This window comes from Idiomarina sp. MD25a (assembly GCF_001870515.1).
Taxonomy (GTDB): Bacteria; Pseudomonadota; Gammaproteobacteria; order Enterobacterales; family Alteromonadaceae; genus Idiomarina.
The window spans coordinates 804211-827634 of the sequence record NZ_MDGT01000003.1; the positions used below are offsets into that span (position 1 = coordinate 804211).

Genomic DNA, 23424 nt, shown 5'->3' on the forward strand with positions numbered 1-23424 from the left:
CTTCGGTTAAGAAGTCGCTGGTTTTTTCTGTAACGCCCAGCTTTGCCATATCAGTGGCGCAACAATCATCGCTGAGCCGATATAAAAGTTAAGCCCCGGCTGTTCAGCAAAAAACACCATACCAATCGCAACGGCGCCAATCAGACCTGTATATTCGGCGCTGGTGACTTTTGCGCTATCGACCGCCCGATAAGCGTAAATACAGGTAGCAGCATAAATCATAATAAACAGTGTTGAGCCAGTGGCAAATAACATACGTTGCCATTCAAACACTGCACCTTCCCAAATTGCCATCGCAATGCCAACTGGAAGTCCCAGCAGGTTGGTTAGGAACAAGGTCTGTAAAATACCGTGCTCGCGCGGCAGCTTCTTGATCAGTAGGTTATTAACGGCCAAGCTACCCGCCACCAGTAACGCCGCGACGGCAAATGGGTTAAATTCAGTTGGGTTCACAATAATGAGCACGCCTAGCATGCCCAGCCCGACAGTGACTGTACTGTGCCATGTAACGCGCTCTTTAAATGCCATGCGTGCGATGACGACCGTCAGCATGGGCGCTGCGTAAAATAACGCATTGGCAGTAGCAAGCGGCAGAGTGGTGAGTGACAGTACCATCAAAGCGGTGCCGAACAGCCAAATGTGCGCGCGCGCTGCATGCCAACGCAAACCTTTGGGTGCCAAGCTTTCGCCACGCAGTTTGATAAATGGCAGAAGGATGAGCACTGCACTGACTTGCCGTAATAAGACAAATTGAAATGGCGCATCGAAGCTGTCCAACATCTTAATCAGTGAGTCCGATAGAATCGCCACATTATTGCCTAACACTAACCATAACACTGCAGCAATTAACGCTTTATCCATGATGAACCCCCTGATGATTTGTTGAAGATGGGGTTAGGATAAAACCTGTTTGATATTATTAAAAATGATATTAAAATCTAATAACTATGAGTAATTTAGATACTAATGTATGAGTGTACCTTTTAGAGCGATCCATTATTTTGCCATGGTAGCTCGCCGTGGCAGCTTTTCTAAAGCCGCTGAAGAGTTATTCGTATCGCAAAGCGCCGTGAGTCACCAAATTAAACTGTTAGAGGAGCGGTTAGGGCAAGCTTTGTTTATTCGTAAAGGGCGGCAATTATTGCTCACCGCAGCGGGTGAAGCTTTTTACCAAAATATCGAGGAGCCGCTCGCGCAAATAGAGCGTGAGTTTTCGCAACTTCAGCACGGTGATGCAGGATTTGTGCGTCTTGCTTCTTATGGTTCATTAGCGGTTAAGTGGTTAATCCCAGCGGTTGATCGTTTCCGGCAACGCTACCCAAATGTTGATTTAACACTCACCATGCTCACCGAAGATGGTGGATTCGAACGCGCGTTAGCGGATTGCTTTATAACCACCCAGCCCCCTAAGAGCGGTTTTGAAGTGACCCATTTATACGACGAATATTTATATCCGTATTGCTCTTACGACATTCGGGCGCGGCTAGACGAACTGCGCGATCCAAGTGCTTTACTCGCCTTTCCATTACTCTCAGCCACTTATACGTTTGCCCATGCAACGCCTGGCTATGATTGGAAAATGTGGTTTAAACAAGGCGGGAAGCGCTTACCTAACAATGCCAAGGTGCATCATTTTAGTCATTTATTACTGGCAGCTGAAGCTGCTAAACATAGCCACGGTATCGCGCTATTGAATGAGTTTATGACGACCCAGCGGGAGCGTGAGCAAGAGTTAGTCAGGTTACCGATGCATGGACTTAAAACGGGCGATAGCTTCTATTTCGTGGTGCCGAGTACGCTTTCCAATCGCAGTTCTATTCAAGTTTTGAGAGATTGGCTTGTCGAACTGTGTCAATCGCAACAAGCCATCAGTGCCTATTAACGGCGCATTAAATCAGGCTGCGAGTCCCAGTCGATTTCCTTACCGAGCTCGTTGGTTGGAATAGAGTCACGCACAGCGAAACGTTTAGGTAGCTCATGCGGTTCAAGCTTATCGGCAAGCCACGTGCGTACTTGTGCGATCAAGGTTTCTGACTGACCTGAGCGTTGTTCTGGGTCGGCTATCAGCAGTGCTTTTAGGGAGTGGCTTTCTTCAGCATGATTAAGGCGCACGCGTGCATCACTGATATTGGGATGTTGGCGGATTACTCCAGCGATAGTTTCCGGGTGGACTGACTTACCGCAGATTGAAAGCGTATCGTCATTGCGTTTTAGCGGCTCAAATAGACCAGGACCATGCCACTGGATGCTATCAGGTAAGTCAATGAGTTCGCGCGAGAGATTATCCATTAATTGTTCTTTGCCTTGCTTGATCCAACGCGGCAATAGTTGGTAAGGCTGATTAGGAGCATTGCGAATACCAACGCCAGCGGTTTCGGTACTACCATACACCTCAAATACACTGTTGAGTCCATTACGAGTCAGTGCGTTCAGTACTGCAGGTGCACAGGGCCCTGTTGAGCAGATGGCATTGGCGGCCTGAGGAAAGACCGTGTCCATCTGTACAAACTGTTCAAAAGCGGCGGGAAATCCAATCAGCAGATCATTGTTTTTTAGCTGCTGGGCTTGGGTTATTGAGAACGCCTTTAGGCCTCTCACGACCGGAATTTCGAGTAGCTCGGGTACGAGTACTGAAAAAATAAAGCCGTAGATATGGTGAGGTGGGACAAAACTAACGACGCGCTGAATTTCGACATCATGACGCTTAATAAAATCAATAAAAAATTGTGCTTCGGCGAGCAGCGCCATCCAATCATGGCGGTGATGTGACACCTGTGCTACCGAACCTGAGGAGCAAAACGTAATATCGAGTCGATGATCTTCCCGACTCGTTTCTATCACTTCTGCCCATTGTTGCAAGGTTGAAAAACGCAACAGATAATCTTCTAACCCACTGCTGTCGAGCTGAAAAAATTCGACCACACGGCTGGCAATGGACATCCATTCAAACGAGTCTACGATGACTTCCTGTGCATCACCGGTTGCTTTGCTGGCAAAGACTATTTGGGTGTTAGGTTGCCACTGGCGACCTTTCCAGAGCTGTTCATCGCCCATGCGCAGACGTCCAAGTTCATCGGCGATAATGGCACCGAGAATATCTACGATAGAGGAAGAGGTTAGTTTTGCCATCTTGTTATACTCAGTTAAAGCGCTTCTTATTGTTCGATTTTTTTTTGAACAACTTTAAAAAAGCTTGTTGAACTTACGATTTTTAAGAACGATTGAGTACTAGTTTAGTCATGGGAGATGACTTTAGATCACCGCTTTTAAGAAAAATTTAAGGTTAGTTCCAGCGCGTACAGTTGCGACCGTCTGATTTACTTTGGTATAGCGCTTTATCAGCCCGTTTATAAGCAAGGTTAAAGCTGTCTTGCTCTTGTAATTTAGTCACACCAATCGATACCGTCGTGGTAATGATTTCGTCATCATGTTCTATTTTTAACTTTTCTATGTCTTGGCGGAGGCGATCAACGACACGTGCAATATCAGCTTTGTCTTCCGCGTGGATAAGTAACATGAATTCCTCGCCGCCAACGCGGGCGCACACATCATCATTACGCAGGCTGTCGGTGAACTCAAGTGCGACGGCTTGCAGTACAGTATCCCCGGCGTCGTGACCAAATTGATCGTTGAGCTGTTTAAAGTGGTCAATATCGACTAATGCGCAGTAGTATTGATTCAACCGTTCACGATTTTGATAGACCAAACGCTCAAAGAACTCATTAATGAATAAGCGGTTACTGAGCCCTGTGAGAAAATCAGTATAGGCGAGCCGCTCGAGGCGATCGGTCTTTGAGTTGTTGATAATCAACGTTTCTATCGCCGAGCAGAGCAGCCCCATGAGCTCTTTATCGAGGTCGGTAAACGGTGCGCCGCGCGAAGTTTGGCTAGAAAAGTTGAGCGTGCCCCATACTTTTCCATTGATACGGATCGGTAGACCGAGATAGGTCTCTAATTGAAAGGCGGCATAGCAAGGATGTCCGCTGAATTCCTTACTCGTTGAGGCGTGACGTGTGGCAATAACGTCACTCGCCGCCAAGGTGACCGAGCAATAGGTGTTACCGAGTTCAAACTGTGTCCCGGGGGGAATAGGATCACCGGTGGACCACGCGTATTTAACGGTGTACTCATTATCAACCACGCGGCTTACAATACCGATATCGGTATTTAAGTATTCACAGCCGAGCTTGAGTAGTTTGGTAATGCGATCGGTGGATAACCCCATTGATTGTCGGTTCATCACATCATGGACGGCGCGCAATACTTCGGATGCCGATGCGTAATGAGTGACGTCGTTAATAATGGCGAAAAATCCGTTAATTTGCCCCGTACGTTGGTTTTGGTTTGGGACATACTTAATTTCAAGCTGTAACACACGCCCATTACGGAGCGTCACTTTTTCCCGCAGTGAAACGTCTTCACCCGCGAGCACTTTGGAATGGATTTTAGAGATACGCTCGTAAGACTCGGGACCCAATACTTCGGCCACTAACTTGCCTTTAAGATCGGCAAATTTGACGCCAAAAAACTGTTCATAGCGCTCGTTAACGAACTGATAGCGCCGCTCAGTATCGATAAACGCCATCATAAAGGGCAGCGTGTTTGCGAGCTTTCGAAATACACGATCAATGCGCAAATGGATGACTCCACCAACGAGTTATAGTGGTAGAGTAATCAAAAGCATTGAAATTGGCTAGTGTAATTTACATTAACTCGCGGGAACCCATTGCGGCGGTAACGACCACGATTGAACATGTTGACTACCATCCCAGTTCTGCAATGTCAGCCACACCTGATCAGACGGTGAATATTTTTGGGGTGCGATGGCGTGTACATGTTGCAAACTATCACTGCCGTGTAGAATACCCACATCGTCTTGTTCCAATTGGTTCAATGGCAATGGGCGCGGGCCGATATTGATATAGGCTTGGCGGATATTTTTGACAGCGCCATCATTGACCCATACCGAGAAATCTTTAACCCAATCTTCATGGTGCGCGTAAGGTGGTTCATTGTTGATTGGCTGCAACGCAAGCTCAAGCTGCCCCACTGACTTTGACTCCCATACTTGGGGAAACTCCGGTGGCTGTAGCGATTCGTACAGAAAATAGATGGGCAATATCAGTATCAGACCCGATAACTTGAATTTGTTACGATGCCAAAATGTATTCTTCAAACGTGCCATATTATGCTCCTTGCTCTGACAGCTTTTGCTCACGCTTAGCCGCTTTTTTAGCGCGCGCTGCCTGTACTATTTTTGAGCTCCAAATCATAAACCCTGTGATCGACATCGCTGACAAAATGAGACCGAATACAAACCAAATCGCTTTGGTCCAGATCCCGCCGATAGTGCCATAATGCAATGGATCGACGACATGCAGGACGGTTTGCAATGGTGACATATTGGCGGGAGAGTCAGCCTGTGCAACGTCACCTGTCCATGGGTTGATGGCTAAGCGGTAGGAATATTGATCATAAAAAATGAAGTCTCCACCGCCCATAATCTTATACATATCGCGATTGTGCTCTGGCATCATGATATAACTGGGTTGTAGGTCACTGAACTGTGCTTGCGCGATTTGCATGGCTTGGTCAAAGCTGACCGTGGGTTCGGCCGGGGCTTCACCACGCGGAACATCACTGATATTTACTGTCGGTGCATGAGGCTCGATATCGATATCCGCATGCCAGAGTACTTGTTGCGTGAAGTACCACAGGCCCGTCAAACTCATGATCATGATAAACCAGATAGACCACGCACCTGCGTGTTTGTGTAAGTCGGAGAGGATCGACTTTTTACCTTGTTTCACACGAATCTTAGGTTGAGTGTAGGCGCGCCAAAAACGTTTGTAGATAACCAGGCCGCTGACTAAGGCACCCATCATCACAAAGGACATCGCCGATACCAGATAGTAGCCGACGCTATAGCTACTTTGCCAAGGGAATAGTAGCCAGCCGTGCAGAGATCGCATGAAGTTGATAAAGGTAATACCTTGATTGACTTCCTGCACTTGGCCTGTGTATTGGTTGACGTAAGCAATGCCCGCTGGAACGGAGTCGGCAGAGAACATCACCGCGTTGGTCAGGTACGACTCGAACGTCATGACGGTTGTTATGTGCGCGGATGGGTACAGGGCTTTAACCGCAGCGACGCGCTCTGACATGGCGATTGGCGCTAAATCATTGGGGTTTAAGGCACGTGCGTTTTCGTTAAATAGCCAAGTTAACTCGTGGCTAAATACCGCGATGGTGCCCGTGATACAGACGAAACAAAATACGATCCATATGGGGAGCGAACACCATCCGTGAATTTTAAACCATTGCCGTTGCGTCATAGGGCATTCCATCATTCATTAACATTGCCTTAATGATATTGCTAATAAGAACAATTATCAAATGTATTTGGCTATATTAATGAAAAATGAGGAATACCTAGCGACCCGAATCGCATTTAAATTGTGCAACGGAATCGCCTAACTCGCGCGCGAAGCGGCTTAGTTGCTCGGCTGTCTCTGCATTGGTGCGTGCATCCGCCAAAATGTCATTGGTTGCGTCTTTAATTCGCACGACATTTTGCGAGGTGTCATCAACGACCTTTGACTGTTGCTCGACAGCTGTGGCAATCGAAGCTGAACGGTCGTTTACTTTAATTAACTGTTCATTAATTTCAGTAAATAGGTCGCCAGAACGCGCTGCTTCCTGGCGGCTTTCGTCACCTAGTTCATTGCACTCTTCCAATGACTGTACGATAACCGTTGTTTGCTCTGAAAGTTGGGTGGCAATTTGCTCAATTTCATTGATAGATTTTTGCGTACGCTGCGCTAAATTACGTACCTCGTCTGCAACAACGGCAAATCCGCGTCCTTGCTCACCCGCACGGGCTGCCTCAATCGCTGCGTTTAGCGCTAGCAGGTTAGTTTGCTCGGCGATACCATTAATAACGGCAACAATATCGCTGATGCCTTGGCTGCGTTTGGCAAGTTCAGACGCGTGTTGGTTGCTATTTGCCAGACGTTCCGCAAGGAAGTTGACTTTCTCAACGGCGGAGTTGATGACGTTACGACCCGTTGAGGCCTGTTGAGCAATTTCGTCCACTTGTTGCGCTGTCCCCTCGGCGTCTTGGGCAATGGTATGTGCCGTTGAGCCCACCTCATCAACCGCCGCAGCCACCTGTTCGATTTCCGCATTTTGTTGCTCGGTTTTACGAGAAGAATGCGACACGGTGCCGGATAGCTGTTGAGATAAGTCGCCCACGCTAACACTGGTTCGACGAATGCTTTCTATCACGCCTCTAAAATAAGTGAGTAGTTGGTTGACGTGATCAACGGCAGCGCCAAACTCATCGTTTTGATGTTTATCCAGTTGCAGTGACAAGTCATTATTCTCTTGGATTTGACTCAGCTGAGCTTTGAGCGTCTGTAATGGCTTGTTGATCGAGCGTGTTACCCAGTACAGCATCACAATCATGAGCGCGATAACTAATAAGGTAATGATAATAGGCAGCCAAGTGGCTTGCCCCTGTTGTTGCGAAAGCTGGTCATTGAGTACCTTGCTTAAGCTACTAAGTATATCATTCAGCTCAGTTCCTTGTGTTCTGAGGTCGCCCTTGAGCCCATCAGTGAGCGTGTAACCGATGGCCTTCGAGAGATCAGCGAAACGATTAAATTCAACCAAGTAACCTTTAACTTTGTTTTGGTCATTCGCGGAACCCGCCAATTGGTTGCTAAGTTGGTCAGCAATGCGCGCGACTTTATCGACGTAACTATCTTCCCAGCGCAGCATAAAGTCTTTTTCTGCGCGCCTAAGTTGCAGTAAAGTCACTAAGGTTGCATTATCGTTACGCTTATCAAGTACCGCCTCAAGTTGGTGTGTCGCATCGCGGAGTGCTCCGTAGGCGCCGAGTTTGCGTGTGAGCCCCCGATCTACCATCGCTTGCTCAAGCGCAATAAAACGCTGTTGATAAACGGTAACGGCATCATCGATGCGATCAAGTAATGTTAACACTTCAGGGTAAGTGACGGTTTGCTTCAGTTCTTTTAAGGTGCTCTCAATACGCGCAATTTGCTGCTGAGCTGACTGACTGTACTTAAGGTCACTATCGAGTAAGAAGTTTTTCTCGGCTATGCGTAGTTCACTGATCAGGCGACTGAGTCGTGATTGTTGCTGATCGGCCTTATTGATCGATGCTATCTGAGCTTGTGAGAAAAGAAAAATCCCCATTAACACCAGCAAGGCAACAATAACGCCTGTACCGAGTAAGTATAACTTCTGCTTAATCGACATTGAAAATCCATAGTTTGAGGGTGAGCGGCGCATAGCAATGAACTCAAAGAACTGAAGATTCTTTGTGTATCGGCCATTCATTATAAGGATTTAGATGAAGCTTTTATGACAATATGGCGTTATAGCTTAATTCTTCTAGTGAGACGGGGGGCGAAATTAAATAGCCTTGAATTAAATGGCATCCCAGCGATAGCAAATGATCGGCTTGCTCTTGGGTCTCCACGCCCTCGGCGACCACTTCACGATTAAAGCGACCGCACAAATAAATGATGCTTTCGACAATCGCTTCATCGTTGGTATTCGTTTTTAGGTTCGTGATAAAGCTACGATCAATCTTGATTTCATCAACGGGCAAACGTCTAAAATAAGTGAGAGAAGAGTAGTGTGTGCCGAAGTCGTCGAGTGCGGTGCGATAACCACAGAGGTGGCAGCGCTTCAGTATGTCGACCGCTTCATCGAGGTCATCGATTGTGGTGGTTTCTAAAATCTCGAGCGTAATACCATTATCGCGCCCAGTATTTGATTCCGACATGGCTTCTAATCGACGTTTAAACAAATCGCTGTTGAAGTAATCACCACTAATATTAACACTGACATTGATTTTGTGGCCTGAACGGCGCCACATTGCTGCCAAGTGATGTGCTTCATTCAGCACGTGATGGTCGAGCGCTATAGCGGCTTGAGAGCCTTGAATTTGCGGAATAAACGCCCCAGGCATCAATAGACCTCGGGTTTTGTGACGCCAGCGACTGAGCATTTCGACACCCACTATTTGGTTGCTGTGCATATTAAATTTGGGTTGGTAGGCAAACTCTATCTGCCGCTCGTCGATGGCATAAAGGAGCTCTTTTATAAACTCTATCTTATGTTCGCGCTCTGAAGCTTGTTTGGCATCATGAATACTGACCTGATTCTTACCCTCACTTTTTGCTTGATACATTGATTGATCTGCGAATCGGATGAGCTGTTCGGCGTTAGGTGTATCATTAGGGTATACCGCAACCCCCATACTCGCCGACACCATGATCATAATGTCATCGATTGAATAGGGTTGTGCGATAGCGTTGATAATCTGTTGATAGTCATCTTTGTTAGCGGAGCGGTTCAACAAAACGACAAATTCGTCACCACTAATACGGGCGACTGAGTCTTTGGAATAAATGGTATGTTTAATACGCGCCGCGACTAACTTCAGCAATTTATCGCCGACTTCGTGACCATAATTATCATTAATTGGCTTGAATCCATCTAAGTCAATGTAACAGATAGAAAACTGCGATGGGGTTTGTGCATGGGTGAGCGTTTTAATATCTCGATCGAGCTGACGCCGGTTGGGCAAACCTGTCAACTCATCATGAAAGGCCGCATGCTGCAGGTTGACGGTAAATTGTTTGCGCTCATTCACCATGCGGTTACGCTCGATCAATACACCCACGACCGAGGTCAGCGCATGCAAAGAGTCAACGAAAGCGGGCGTGTATTTATTAATGCGATTTGCTAGGCCGATTAAGCCGACCATTGTCTCACCGGAGTATACGGGGATCCCGACATAATTCTGGATAGGTGGGTGACCGTAGGGCGTGCCACCCGACCGATTATCTTCTGCTGCATTATCGGTAATCAATACTTCGCCGCTAATCAGGGGTTTACACAGCAAGTTATTGAGGTTTCTAAACTCTAAGCCATTACCTTTATTGCGCTCAAATAGTGCATTGGTCTCCGCGTTCCAAGCGATGTTAGTCAAGCTGTGAACCTTGAGGTAGGGTTGCTGCTCCTCATCGTAGAGGACCTCACCGATTAACCCAAACGCGCTCGAGGTTAGTTTTAGGATGTCATCGAGTAGAATATCAAAGGTGAGTTGATCGTTATGGGTTGTCAGCAATAAATGCTGTGCTTTGATAATCACTTCATTTAGCCGGCTGGGTTGCACGGCATCGGGCAACGGAGCACGACCTCGGCGCATGAATTCGTACTCGATCATGTGTACGAGATGACGTTGAATCTTGAGCTCATGACTGCTTATTGTCCGTGGCGAGCCGTGAATCAGACACAGGGTGCCAATACGCTGTCCATTGGGTGCATGTAGCGCAATACCGCAGTAGAAACGTATAAATGGATAACCCGTTACCAAGGGGTTGTTAGAAAACCGACTGTCGGTTAATGCGTCATTGATGATAAAGGGTTCATCGCTTTGAATGGTGAACTGGCAAATGGATATATCGATAGGCGTCTCACATAGCGAGAGGCCAATTTTCGCTTTAAACCACTGTTGGTCGTCATCGACCAGGCTTATTAAAACGATATCGGTATTGAATATAAGTTTCGCGATATAAGCGATATTGTCGAATGCGCGCTCGGAGACAGAGTTCATCAAACCCGTTTGCATGAGTGTCGTGGCCCGAGACGATGGCATAAACTGCACCCCTGATTCTTTCTATATAATAAGAAGAATACTTTTTTGAATGTCTTGTTAACAAATATAAAACATATGCTGTAAATGTCTAGCGTATATTGTTTGTATTTTATCCGCGAGGTGACATCTTTTGTAATTTGCGTTGTAGAGTTCGCCGGTGCATACCTAGCGCTTTAGCCGTTGCACTGATATTGCCGTGGTGGTCGAGCAGGGTGCGTTGAATATGTTCCCATTCGAGTTGGGCTGGCGTCAGTGTTGTTTCGGGTGATTCTGTGGCAACGAAATTTTGTGTCGGAATAAGCCTTTGAAGCAGGGTGTTGAGGGCAACCGGCTTGGCCAGGTAGTCGGTTGCGCCGCGTCGCATTGCTTCGACCGTAGTCGCTATACTTGCGTAGCCAGTGAGCATGATCAGATGGTTTGGGGTAAAGTGCCGCTTGAGTTGAGCGATGGCATCAAGCCCCGATTCATCAGTCAACATCATATCTAAAATGATCCCGTGACAATGCGCTGATTTGGGCGCGCTGAGCGCCTCTTCCGTGGAGGCAAATGCTGCTACCGAAAAGTCGGTTTTTTGAGTGAGCCGACGTTGCAATACGCTACGATAGCTTGTGTCGTCATCTATGATGATAAGGGAAGCGTTATCCAAGTGACTACCTCATTATTTGCGTGAGTCCAGCGTAGCGTTCCGCCAAACTTTTCTAAAGTGGCATTACTGATAACAGCTCCTGCGCCATGACCTTCATCGCTTTGCATGAGTCGTTGTCCGAGTTGATTCAAATTATCTGAATGACCGGCATTGCGGACTTCAATACAAAAACCGTTTTGTTGGGTCATAATAGACACTACAACGGGCGCGTCACTGATTTGCTTTTGCGCATCGCAGGCATTGACAATGACATTGCTTAGCGCGGGTAACAGCGTGCGGTCAGCGTTGATGTTGACCGACTCGAGCTGACGCTCGACCCGCCAGCTGATGGCGACTTCAGGACGCGCCAACTGCATTACATGTTGAATCTCCGTCGCGAGGGCAAGTGCATTGATACTGACAGTGCGCTGATGACGTACGTCATCCGTGACATGGCGCCAATGCTCGAGCTTATTTTGGATGCGAGAAAACTGTTGACTGAGGTCATTTAACCAATCGGGAGTGGGCTGTGTTTTTTCCAGTGCTTCCTCGAGAAGCCACTGTGCTGCCTGTGTCGGGGTTGCTAATTCGTGTGTAAGTTGTGCGGCGGCGGTACCTATTGCCAATAGCTGCTCGTTACGTAATTGCTTTTCGCGCAGCGCTTGTAGTTGATGCTCTTGTTGATTAAGCCGATGACGCAAATAAAATACCACCGTCATGATCAGCACACTGGTAATCGTGAAGCCAAGCAGCATGCCCTGTGCATGAGCAAGCATGGCGTGACTGGCATCGAACTGAGTAAACTGCCACTGGGTCCACTGCGCTGCGATGCTTAAGCCAACAACCGCCACTGCTGCAGAGTGAGGTAGCCAAACGCACGCCATCACGACTGGAATCAACAGTACTGCGCTGAAAGGGTTACTTGCGGCGCCGTTAAACGCGATAAGCAAGTTGAGCGCGACTATTTCGAGCAGGAGCAGGGCAAACATCCAAATGACTGTGAGGCGGCGTTTGCGAAACACCGCCATACAGATAAGCAAAATCATGTTACCGCCTCATTAAATACACTCAAAGCAAGCTTACTCAAAATGTATAACGGACGCCAAAGTTTATTGAACGTCCTGCACCGGCAATATTATCAAACCCGTCGTTGGCAGCCGCTTTTTGCGCCGCAATATTGACGCCGCCGAGTGGCTGTCGGTAAAACTCATCCAATACATTGGTGATACCCATATTGACCTGCCACTGTGCAGCGGTGTAACTGAGTTGCCAGTTGATGAGTTCATAGGCCTCAGTGCGGTTTTCCAAACGCTGCGGATCGACGCGATCTTTTTCTGCGACGTGTTCAATTGCAACGGTTTGTTCCCATGCCCCCCATTGCTGACTGAGCGCGACGCGCAGGGTCAGTGGTTGAATCTGATAGAGTGGACGCCCGTTGTGTTGTTCGCCATGGGTGTATTTTGCGGACGCACTCAGCCGCCACTCGTCAACCCCCAAGAGTTGACTCCAACGCTGGTTATATTGGGCATCGATACCTTTTAGTGTGGCGTCAACATTGGTCATCTGTAGAATATTGCGCGCCGTTACGAGGGATGTACCGCGATTAAATGTGCCGATCACCTCAGCATCAACGTAGTCATCTACTCGCGTATAAAACGGACTTAGCGAAAGTTGCCAATCATCGTGAGCGTTTTCTAATTGATAAGTTGCACTGAGGGTTTGCGCTGTTTCTGGCTTCAAATCGATACGTCCGACATAACCATTGCCATCACCGAACCAACCAATCATAGTGGTTGCCATGGTTCCACGTCCCCAACTGTATCGCTCATATAAATTGGGCGCACGATTCTTTTGTGCGATACCCAATTCGAGGCTTTGTTGGGCGTTTATTCTATGTTTAACGGCGACGGTATAATCGACTAAAGTGTCCGTCTGTTTGCGCTCGGCTTGATTAAAGGTTGTTGCTGCAGCTGCATCAGGATTAAGCATACCCATCATTGGACTATCGTTGTATGGCTGTACTTTTCCCGCATCGGTGCGTACATGCTCGATACGTACACCTGCATTAATCCACCAATCGTTGGTAAGTTGCGTATCTGAATCGGCAAATAAAGCGACGCGCTGACGTTCGCCGTCATTAATATTGATATAGGGGTTGGGTCCCATCATCATTGAGCCAGTCAAGGCAGGCCAATAGTCATCGAGTTGGTAATCGAATAATTCGTGACCTAAAGTAATATCGCTTGCATGACTCCCGATTAACGAAACCGGGAGCGTCCAATGTAGTTTATAACTGCGATCACTGGCATCGGTAACCATCGGCATCATGCCGGGCTTTTCGTCCGTGAAGAAACCCATCTCATGCTCGACTGATTGCCAATTAAAGTAGCTCGTGAAGCGAGCGCCTTGAGCCAAGTTTCGTTGGTACTTAACATGCGCCCCCAGACTTTGGTTATCGGTCATGTCCATATATTGGTTGGGAAAACCCTGATAAGGAATGGCTTGCGCCGTGAGCTTGGTGGTAAATTGCTGCCGTTCATCGCGCCAAGCCGTGGTGAGAGCATGGTTTTGCGCTTGATAAAGCGTATCGAGCACGGTATTACCATGACCGTCTTCATAGCTGTTGGATTCCTCGTAGGCACCTTGATAGTCAATTGACCAACTTTTGCTCGCCCACTGGGCGCCTGCGCCAGCTAACCATTTGTCGCCGTTACTTTGATACTCGCCTGCGAAATAACCTTGCTGCCAAGAGAGCTGCTCGGTATCGCTAAACTGAGTACGCATTTGTTCTAAATTGATAACACCTGCAATGTTGTCACCTCCGCTACGCACCGGTGTTATACCGGCAATAACTTGCGTTGCCGCGACTTGATTCGCTGATATATAGGAAAGTGGTGGGTTCATTTGATTAGCGCAAGCAGCGGTTAACTCGGCGCCATCGATAATCACTTTAACACGGTCACCCATCATGCCGTTGATAACGGGCAAGGCCGATACGCCGCCCGCTGCAGAAAAGTCGACGCCTTGCTCGCGCAGCTGTTGAGATAAATCACCCAAAGTACGTTGACTTTGATGGCCCTTGACTTCAATAACTTCTGTGGTGTCTTGCGGGGTCTCAGCATGAATTGAAAGGGTGTTTAGAGCGGTGCAAACTAGAAAACTAGTACGCGCAAGTGGAAAGAGTTTCTGCATGTTTTATAGTCCGATGGTGAACACATTAACTTGCAGCACAGTTTACAAACTGAACCGTGCTTGACCATGTGACAAATTGTCGCACCCTTTATACTTAAGTTAACTTTACAAGTTTGTAAGTACTCACCTTTACGAACCTTTTACGCTTTTACACCTTGTTGAATAAGGCCGCACGGCATACTGTTTATACGTCATCGGACGGCTTGGGTGACCCCCCGAATAACTCAGAGCCGTCGGTGGCACTTTATTTAATGAGGAGCAGGTCATGACGATCGATTGGGCGGCAATAAATCGACAACTCGACGAAACCTTAAAGCGCAGGGCTCAAACGCGCTGGCATCGTCGTGCGCAGCCGCGCAGTGTGCAGCAACTGCTCAGCAAAGCCGAAGTGGAGGCTCTGCGTACCGAGTTTGAACGCTCGCGTTCACGCTAATCGTAACGCGCAAGCAAGCGGCTGAGCCAAGGGTGCTGGAAAGGCTGTTTAATAGTAATTGCGTAAAACTGCTCAAACAAGTTGGGCAATGTCACATACCTTTGCAGCCGCCGGCTATCTAGCTCATCTTTGACCACAACATCTGGGATTACAGCCAGTGCACCACCGTCTCGTGCCAACAAGCGCAACATCGCCATATCATCCGCCTCGGCAATCACTTGCGGTGACCACTGATACTGTGTAGCTAACATATCGAAACCCGAGCGTAATGGCGCGCTGGTCGGCGGCAACACCCATGCGCGGTTGCACAGTGCGGGGTCAGCCAATGATTGAATCGGTAAACCGGGGATACCGATAATAGAGACGGGTTGACGAGCGAGCAAACGACTTTGCCAAATGTCTTCGTCTTGACCCGCCACATCGGTATTTGCCAGCGCAATATCAATACGGTGTTCAGCAAGCTCAGTGAGCAACTGGTGAGTCGACATTGAGTGCAAACGGAACGGTTGCGGCGTAGCACTCATCAGCGGCGCTATAAACTGTTCAACAAAGTTTCTCGACATGGTCGACGCATGACCGATACGCACCACGTTTGCTTGACTGGTCTTACCTTGTTTTAGTTGCTCGACCAAGCTTTGTCCTTCTGCAAAAATGCGATCGGCGTATTGTTTGGCGATGTAGCCTGCTTGAGTCAGCTTTAGCCGACGCCCTTCACGTTCAAATAACGTCTGACCCAACCACTCCTCTAATTGCTTGATCTGGCTTGATAGCGCGGATTGAGAGACATGCAGCTGTTGCGCTGCTTGCGTTAAATGACCGGTTTTGGCGACAGACCAAAAATAATAGAGATGACGATAATTCATAGCTGGGTTAATCGTTCTTAAAAAAAGAATAGTATTATAATATATATCTATTTTACTTAATTATCGCAAGTCGAGATACTAGCCCACAGTTAATTAGGGTAAACGATGGGAGCAACCACGTTGAACTGGATTCAGATAGATGAATTGCGAGTGACCTTAGTCGTCATGGTCGCTTTATTAAGTTGGGTGGTACTACGCTACACGTGGCGGAACTTTGCACTTGAGCCCAGTCGCCCTCGTGCGATGGGCTGGATGTTGGGCTGTCTAGTTAGTGTAGTTGTTACATTGGTAGCCAACCATTTTATTTTGTTCTTGTTAAGTTGGATAAGCATCAGTGTGTGCTTACACCGTTTACTGCTGTTTTATCCTGAGCGAGCGCGAGCGGTGCTTGCAACACACAAACGTATGATCACCGCGCGGCTTACGGAAGTACTGCTTGTTGTCAGCTTTATTCAGTTTTATCTATGGTCGGGCGATGCCACTATCACCGGAACGTTAGCCCATTATTACAGCACTAACACGGTGCCGACAGGCGCCATGTTAACTTTAGTGATTGCCGCGTTACTGAGCTGTGCGCAAATGCCCTTTCATGGTTGGTTGATGCAGGTTGTTGAATCGCCTACCTCAGTATCGTCTTTACTGCACGCGGGCATTGTCAATTTAGGTGGCTTCTTGTTGCTAAGTTTTGCACCACTGCTTACGGAGGCCGAATCTGCACGTTGGTTGCTCGGGATCTTAAGTGCTGTTTCTTGTGGTTTGGCTATTTTAATCATGTCGACGCGCATCAGTATTAAAATTCGATTGGCGTGGTCGACCTGCGCACAAATGGGCTTAATGTTACTCGAAATTGCCTTGGGTTATTACAGCCTTGCTTTACTGCACTTGGTTGCGCACTCGTTGTACAAAGCCTATGCGTTTTTATCGTCAGGAACGGTGCGTCCTATTCATAATGTACTAGTTCGCAATAGTTGGATAACGTTGGCGTGGTTTATCTTCAGTCTGGTGTTAATTAACTTGGCACTCTGGTTGAGCTTTGGTCACTTTAAACCGACTGCGGCAGTGCTACTGAGCTTATCAATTACTTTGTTGATGTCCCAGGCTCACAAGTTTAGCTGGTTTAAGAGCGTGCTTATCGCTGTCGTTTGGGTTGCCATTTATACCGGCTTAACACTGTCTGCTGCGCAGTTGATGCAAGATGGGCGCGTTCACATCATGCTCGACTTAGCGGTAGCGGCTTGGTTTATTGTACTAGTCGCTTTGTACTGGTGGTTGGAGCAACATGTCGCGCATCAAGTAAGTCAACGCTGGTTTATTCGCTTGAATGCCGGATTATATATTGATGAGTGGTTCACGCGCCTTGCTTTATGGTTGTGGCCGCGACCGGAAGATCGCCATCGCTATGAGTCAGTGCAAGAAAAGGAGTCGGCATCATGAGTGAGTTTATCCAGTTGGCGCGACAGCAGTGTGCGCGCGTCGCCCCCATGTGGCCGTTAGCTGAATCGATAGCGGTTAATCCATGTTGGTTTTTTACCGACCAGCCGGTGGAGCGTGTTTCGGCGATTTGGAAGTATGTATCGGATATTGACCTAGTGATGGAGCGGGCGTTCTATCGTCAGCAACTTCAGCAAGGGCAACTCGATGATATGTTGCTACCGACCGATGCAATAAAGCAACTTTCAGAGCCACAACGTTTACCGCGTTGGTTTAACGTCACGGATATTGTCGACCAGTTGCAAGCGCGTCAGCGCAAAATGCTGTGGAAAGATGAAGTAGTGCTGCAAATTAGTCAGTTTTGTGGTTTGCATACTGAGTTTCCGGAACGCTTTGTTGATGAAGCGCAACCCGATAATGGTCTATACCTCGGCTGGTTAACGGTGGTACGCGAAGATAAAGGTATCGCAACATTGATGGGAGAGCGTCAACTGCCCCATTATTTTGACCGCCTGCCCGACGACATTAGTGAACTTTACCAGGTACTGTCCGATGATTGGTTGCAACATTACAGCGAAGATGCACTCAATTATTATTTATTTTCGCTGCTGATTGATGTGCTCGGTTGGTCCTCAGCACTTAGGTATCGCGACTGGGATCCGGCGGCACCACACAATAATATTGAGCCGGTGCTTTCGTTGTTGGGCATTCGATTAGCCTGGGACTATGTGTTGTGGCAATGGGCAAAAGACACCTCGAGTGATTTATTCAACCGTTTGAGTCAACGTTTTGCCCAGCAGGCGGCACGTTGCCAACGCGATTGTGAACGCGTCGAACAGTCTCAGAAGATTCTCTGGCAATGCCAGCGCGCCTATGAACGCGAGCAACTGCAAGGCTATCGCTTAGCGTCTAAGACTGCACCCGACGTTGAGCAACGTCCCACTGTGCAAGCCGCTTTTTGTATTGATGTGCGCTCTGAGCCACTGCGGCGTGCGCTGGACACTCAAAGTGGAATAAAAAGCTTGGGTGTGGCGGGCTTTTTCGGCTTGCCGATAGGGTTTAAGTCGCAGCAGGGTAAACGTCCGCAGTTGCCTGGCTTACTTAATCCTCAAATATGGGTAGAGGAGAAGGACGTGGCGTTACCCGGTGCCACCATTACTGCGATCGGTGAGTTGCTCGACACGCCTACATCGAGTCTCAATGCCGTTGAGGTCTTGGGTTTAGCTAAAGGGATCGGCTTATTCACAGCGCATGACGAGGTGGAATCAACGGATACTCCAAAGGCTCAGCTAGATGTTGATGTGGCCGCGGTTAAAAGTGAATTGGTCGATGCGTTAGCTGGGACGCTTACTAGCTTGGGTATAAAGCAGTTTGGCGAGTGTTTTGTGTGGGTGGGGCATAGCTCTCATCATGAGAACAATCCGCAGCGGGCGGCGATGAACTGCGGTGCCTGTGGTGGTCAAAGTGGTGCGATTAATGCGCGACTCATGTGTCAGTTATTGAATCAAGCGGACATTCGCACCGCTTTAGCGGAGCGGGGGATTAAGATACCGAAGGATACGCAGTTTTATGCTGGGCTGCATGAAACCGTCACTGACCGCATCCTGCCCTTAAGTGATGAATTTCCTGAGTATGTTGCGCGCGCCTTTGAGCAAGCCAGTGCCACCGTACGTGAGCACAAGCAGTATCCGCAGACGCGTTCGGGGCTTAACCGGTTGGCAGATTTGTTCAAGAAGACTCGGGATTGGGCTGAAGTGCGACCGGAGTGGGGCTTGGCTGATAATTTTATGATGGTGCTGGCGCCGCGCGCGCGCAGCGCTACAGTTGACCTTCAAGGTCGTGCTTTTCTGCACGATTACGATGCCCAGCACGATCCGGATGCGAGCATTTTGGCGGCGTTAATCAGTGCGCCAGGCGTGGTCGCGCATTGGATTAATTGGCAATACTTCACCTCGGTAACTGCGCCAGCGCGTTTAGGTAGTGGTAATAAGTTGCTGCACAACCGAGTGGCACAGAATGTCGGCGTGTTTGAGGGGAACAGTGGCGATTTACGTATTGGCTTATCGCTGCAGTCGGTATGGGACGGTGAACAGTGGCGGCATCGACCTTGTCGGTTACAAGTTATCATTGATGCCAGTGAGACGCAGATTAAACAAGCGCTTGAGGCAAGTCCAAGCTTCAAACCTTTAGTACAGAATCGTTGGCTGTTTTTGTACCAACTCGATGATGAGGGACAATTGACAGAGGTTACTCTGTAAATCAGGTATCCGCGGTGTTTTGTAAGCTTGAACTTACAAATGAGTTAGCGTAAAAGGGGAGCATCACTCGGCTTTGGAGTTACTCCATGCGTGTTGTTCCCTTTTTTATCGTAGCCGTCATTGCGTGCTGCGGCGGCTTTGCATCGGTCAGTTCAGCTGCTTTATTTAGTGATACGCTCGTTAAGCAATCACGCTCTGGAATATGTCACGATCCCTCAAGCCCTTATTATAATCGCACTAAAAATTTCACCGCTTATGATACGTTACGCGCGTGTTTAGCCGACGGTGGGCGGTTACCTAAAGGTCATCATCCTAATGAACGCACTCATCAGGCATCAGAAAAAAGTTACGAACGCTCTGCCTTTGGTCGTTGGCTGGATGACGACAACGACTGCATGAATACGCGTCACGAGCTACTGCAACAGTTGTCCACTCGTTCTGTCACCTATAGCCAGGATGGCTGTCGAGTGACACGGGGACGGTGGTTAGACCCCTATACCGATCGGACGTTTTTATCATCCAGAGATTTAGATATTGATCATTTGGTGCCGTTAAAGTGGGCATGGGATAATGGTGCGGATACGTGGAGTGATGCTAAGCGCCAGCGTTTTGCTAACGATCCAGTTAACTTATTTGCGGTCGATAACAGTACTAACCGGAGTAAAGGCGCGCAGGGGCCTCAGCAATGGCTGCCGCCACACGCGGGTTTTCATTGTCAGTATTTAACCCGCTATCAACGGGTACTTAAAACTTACGACTTTGCTGATTCTGTACAACAAGTCGCCATACAGCGCGAGCAGGTTTGTCGTGCGGGGGCTGTGGCAAGTCGGTAATGTTGCTGGGTTGAGGTTTTTAAAAAGTAAGATAAGATAAACCTGTGCAAGGACTGCACAGACTCAACAATTTAAAGGTAAAAGGATTTACCCATGTCTTTAGTTCCCGCGTGGCTTCAGCGGTTTGCTCTAATGAGTTGTGCGCTAAGCTGTTTGTGTTTTTTCTCTTCTCTCTCAGAAGCTTATGCTGCTCGTTATCTTCCAGTGAACGGATATGCGGGTACTTTTGACAATAATCGTTATCCGGTCTCGCTTTATGGGTTTGAAGAAGACCGCTTATGCAACTATGGCACCGGCTTTTGGAACGGTAACAAGTTCTTTGAGTGTGATAAGAACGGTAATATGGGAGGTGCCAAGCCCCAGTTCGTAACGCTCGACAATGGTCCTTCATGCCAAGGACTGTACTTCCACAATAATAACGTCAACTTACTGACCCATGCCCGACTCGGTGAATCCGGTGCGGTGTCGTTTTGGTACCAACCTGGTAAAAATGCTTATAAAGGCAATAAGACGCGGACGCTATTCTCGCTCATCGATTTTAGTGATTCCGACAACCGTCGTCTTGAAGTTATGACGACCGAGGCGGGTGAGTTTCAAATTCAATATCGCACGAACCAATGTAATGGTTGGTTTTGGAGTTGTTGGTGGGGTGGTGCGAGTATTGAAACCGACTCGTTGCAGATTAATGTATCGGAGGATGATTGGGTTTATGTTTCGGTCGCGTGGGACCAAAACGCTCAGCCGGGCTCGACCAGTATGGTGTTTACTGTACGTGAGCCTTTCAGTGGACAATCGCAGACCATCACGTTTAACAATGAGAGCGGATTTTGGGGATCGCAGCGCTTAGAGTTGATGAACTCTGAGAATTTATATCTGGTTCTGGGCGAGTCACCGGTCGGTGTTCACAGCCCGCGCGGAGTCATCGATAACTTGCGTATCTATAACGACCAAAATCCACGCAATACCATTAATTATCGCTCCGACGGCTTAACTCAAGGCATTGAAGATGATTATGTTGCCGAACGACAGAACTTCGGGCAGTGCGGCGCCTCACCTCAGATCGATCATTATGAGTTACGGTTCGCCAACCAAGCACTGACGTGCGAGGGGGCGGAAGTACGCGTTAAGGCGTGCGCTAATTCGGCGTGCAGCCAAGTGATCGAAGATGCCGAGAGTGTCCGCTTAATGCCTACGCAAGGTTGGCAACAGCAGCCGTTAGCGCTTATTGCAGGCGAGGGGACTACCCGTTTTAGCACAACGCAAGCAGGCGTTGTGGAGTTAGATGTTGATAGCAATATTCCGGTGCACTGTATCGATTTAGACGGCCAACCTAATGCGAACTGTCAGGTGACGTTTAGCGATGTTGGATTTAAGTTTGACACCATCGCGACGCAGCGTGCTGGCGAGCCTTTTGATGCTCGCTTGCGTATTGTTAAGCGTAACACCAGCACAAACGCCTGTGAGACCCTTGCGGCCCAAACAGACGCGATTCCCATGAGCTTTAGCTGTGTTGATCCAAATCAGTGCCAACAGGGCATTAACGTTAATCAACAGATTTTACAGGATAATGACTACACCAACGTGGGTGTGGAGCTTAACGGTCAGGCTTTTGACCTTGAAGTCAATTATAGCGATGTGGGCCGTATTCGTTTAACGGCGGAAAAGCAGGTGCGCGTATATGGGCAATCACTAACCTTATATGGTGCCTCCAATGCGTTTGTTGTGAAACCCTACCAGCTTGATGTCACTCCACAGCCCGCCGCCACATATGCCAGTACGGACATTTTGGCGAAGGCCGGTGACATCTTTGACGTAACTTTGCAGTCATTGAATAAACAAGGTGATGTCACGCCTAACTTTGGTCGTGAGCAGGTGTCTGAAGCACTCGCGTTAACGGGGGTAAGCAATGTTCAGCGTCCTTCGATAGATCCGGTTATGGGTGAGTTAACGATTGAGCGTAATGCGAAGTTAGCCAATAACTTTATCGCACAAGCGCACTACTCTGAGGTTGGCGTCATCGATGCGACTTTGAGTATTGCCGACGGTGACTACTTAGGTGCGGGTAACGTGAACGGTGAAGGGCGATTAGGCCGCTTTATTCCTCATCATTTTGCGATAAATAATGCCGAAACGGGCATATGGGAAGCCTGTGAAGTGGGTGGTTTTACTTATATGGGACAAGATTTTTCCGCCAGTATCAATGTAAGTGCGCGGAACAAACAAGGCGATGTGACGCAAAACTACCATGGTGAGTTAGCCAAAGGTGGCGCTTTGTTTCAACTGTCTGCGGATAACTTGGATAATCAGCAGAAGGTTGCTGGACGGCTATCGGTGACAGGTGACATTGGTTGGACGAAGGGGAAAGCCTTATATCAACCACAACTTAACTTTGCACGAGCGAAGCAAGGGCCTGATGGACCCTTCTCACTTAGCGTTGGCTTTCAAGTCGATGACAATGAAACTGCAGGCCCGTTTACCGTAATTGAGAGTACTACGGTAGGTGAAAGTTATTCTATTGGAGAAACGCAGCAATATTACGGTCGAATTCGGCTTGGCAACGTGATTGGACCGGTGCAAGAAAGTCTACCTATCGAATGGCTTGCTGAATACTGGTCGGGTAGCCAATTCGTTTTGAACCGGTTGGATGACTGTACTGCCATAGCAGGTAACTTTTCGGTGGTTAACGCTGATGTGGATGCTGATGGTATTGATATTGAGTTAGGTTTTGCAGGCTCTGGGAAGGCTCAAATTGAAGATGGTGTTGAGCGTGAACAGTTTAACTTAACCTCTGATAGCGAGGGCGTTGCGCTGTTTAAATTAAACGTACCCGATTTTTTAAAGTTTGAGTGGCAACAAAATGGAAACCAAAATCCAGATGCACAAGCCGTGATTGGCCAGTACCGAGGCAATGATCGAGTGATTTATACGCAAGAAGTCTATTAATCAAGCGAGCTTGAGCAAGCTACCATTCAAACTTGCGCCGTAAATTGACGTCAAATCGCCGTAATGTAGAGAATAAGGAGTTTTAGTGTTTATTTTGTCGCTTGTCGACTCGTAGACTGTCTGCGCGCCGACTAAATGGATTTATCGGTT

Annotated in this window: 17 protein-coding genes; 6 read left to right on the forward strand and 11 right to left on the reverse strand. The window is 48.1% G+C overall.

The genetic code is table 11. The features are described from left to right. Positions 1-6: 6 nt before the first annotated feature. Positions 7-861 (reverse strand): DMT family transporter, encoded by an 855-nt coding sequence (locus BFR57_RS07860; RefSeq protein WP_071463442.1) that lies wholly within the window; start codon positions 859-861, stop codon positions 7-9. Between the two features lie 109 nt (positions 862-970). Here BFR57_RS07860 and BFR57_RS07865 point away from each other — a divergent pair, with 109 nt between their 5' ends. Then, complete coding sequence (locus tag BFR57_RS07865) at positions 971-1882, forward strand: LysR substrate-binding domain-containing protein (protein ID WP_071463443.1); 912 nt, start codon at positions 971-973, stop codon at positions 1880-1882. On the opposite strand, the gene BFR57_RS07870 is transcribed toward BFR57_RS07865, so the two are convergent. The 9 genes from BFR57_RS07870 to BFR57_RS07910 form a co-directional block, all read right to left on the reverse strand. Beyond that, entirely contained in the window at positions 1879-3129 is a 1251-nt protein-coding gene (locus BFR57_RS07870; protein WP_071463444.1) for an AMP-binding protein, read from the reverse strand. The genes BFR57_RS07865 and BFR57_RS07870 overlap by 4 nt on opposite strands. Positions 3130-3283: 154 nt before the next feature. After that, a complete protein-coding gene (locus BFR57_RS07875) occupies positions 3284-4636 on the reverse strand; it encodes a diguanylate cyclase (protein WP_071463445.1) in 1353 nt (450 codons plus the stop codon). A 72-nt stretch (positions 4637-4708) separates the two neighbouring features. Beyond that, positions 4709-5185, reverse strand: coding sequence for a hypothetical protein (locus BFR57_RS07880; protein WP_071463446.1), 477 nt, complete (start codon positions 5183-5185; stop codon positions 4709-4711). 1 nt (position 5186) lies between these two features. Next, a complete protein-coding gene (locus BFR57_RS07885) occupies positions 5187-6335 on the reverse strand; it encodes a PepSY domain-containing protein (protein WP_071463447.1) in 1149 nt (382 codons plus the stop codon). A 97-nt stretch (positions 6336-6432) separates the two neighbouring features. After that, complete coding sequence (locus BFR57_RS12865; protein WP_071463448.1) at positions 6433-8283, reverse strand: methyl-accepting chemotaxis protein; 1851 nt, start codon at positions 8281-8283, stop codon at positions 6433-6435. A gap of 103 nt (positions 8284-8386) precedes the next feature. Continuing rightward, the gene (locus BFR57_RS07895) at positions 8387-10696 is read right to left on the reverse strand and encodes an EAL domain-containing protein (RefSeq protein ID WP_071463449.1); all 2310 of its coding nucleotides are present in this window, start codon (positions 10694-10696) and stop codon (positions 8387-8389) included. Between the two features lie 109 nt (positions 10697-10805). Then, complete coding sequence (locus tag BFR57_RS07900; protein WP_071463450.1) at positions 10806-11342, reverse strand: response regulator; 537 nt, start codon at positions 11340-11342, stop codon at positions 10806-10808. Beyond that, positions 11315-12367 carry an ATP-binding protein gene (locus BFR57_RS07905; RefSeq protein WP_071463451.1) on the reverse strand — a complete coding sequence of 351 codons (1053 nt, stop codon included), beginning with the start codon at positions 12365-12367 and terminating at the stop codon, positions 11315-11317. The genes BFR57_RS07900 and BFR57_RS07905 overlap by 28 nt, the downstream gene beginning before the upstream one ends. A gap of 37 nt (positions 12368-12404) precedes the next feature. Further along, positions 12405-14513, reverse strand: a complete 2109-nt coding sequence (locus BFR57_RS07910; RefSeq protein WP_071463452.1) for a TonB-dependent siderophore receptor — start codon at positions 14511-14513, stop codon at positions 12405-12407. Between the two features lie 265 nt (positions 14514-14778). Between BFR57_RS07910 and BFR57_RS12870 the strand changes: the two genes are divergently transcribed. Continuing rightward, a complete protein-coding gene (locus BFR57_RS12870) occupies positions 14779-14946 on the forward strand; it encodes a hypothetical protein (protein WP_171903949.1) in 168 nt (55 codons plus the stop codon). Here the strand turns inward: BFR57_RS12870 and BFR57_RS07915 are convergent. Next, a complete protein-coding gene (locus BFR57_RS07915) occupies positions 14943-15809 on the reverse strand; it encodes a LysR family transcriptional regulator (protein WP_071463453.1) in 867 nt (288 codons plus the stop codon). The genes BFR57_RS12870 and BFR57_RS07915 overlap by 4 nt on opposite strands. Positions 15810-15914: 105 nt before the next feature. Here BFR57_RS07915 and BFR57_RS07920 point away from each other — a divergent pair, with 105 nt between their 5' ends. From BFR57_RS07920 to BFR57_RS07935, 4 genes are all read left to right on the forward strand, one after another. Further along, entirely contained in the window at positions 15915-17243 is a 1329-nt protein-coding gene (locus BFR57_RS07920) for an NADH-quinone oxidoreductase subunit L (RefSeq protein WP_071463454.1), read from the forward strand. Next, the gene (locus tag BFR57_RS07925) at positions 17240-19498 is read left to right on the forward strand and encodes a putative inorganic carbon transporter subunit DabA (RefSeq protein ID WP_071463455.1); all 2259 of its coding nucleotides are present in this window, start codon (positions 17240-17242) and stop codon (positions 19496-19498) included. Before BFR57_RS07920 ends, BFR57_RS07925 begins: the two co-directional genes overlap by 4 nt. 86 nt (positions 19499-19584) lie before the next feature. Then, complete coding sequence (locus BFR57_RS07930; protein WP_071463456.1) at positions 19585-20331, forward strand: HNH endonuclease family protein; 747 nt, start codon at positions 19585-19587, stop codon at positions 20329-20331. Positions 20332-20424: 93 nt separating this feature from the next. Beyond that, entirely contained in the window at positions 20425-23274 is a 2850-nt protein-coding gene (locus BFR57_RS07935) for a DUF6701 domain-containing protein (RefSeq protein WP_071463457.1), read from the forward strand. The last annotated feature ends 150 nt before the right edge of the window (positions 23275-23424 follow it).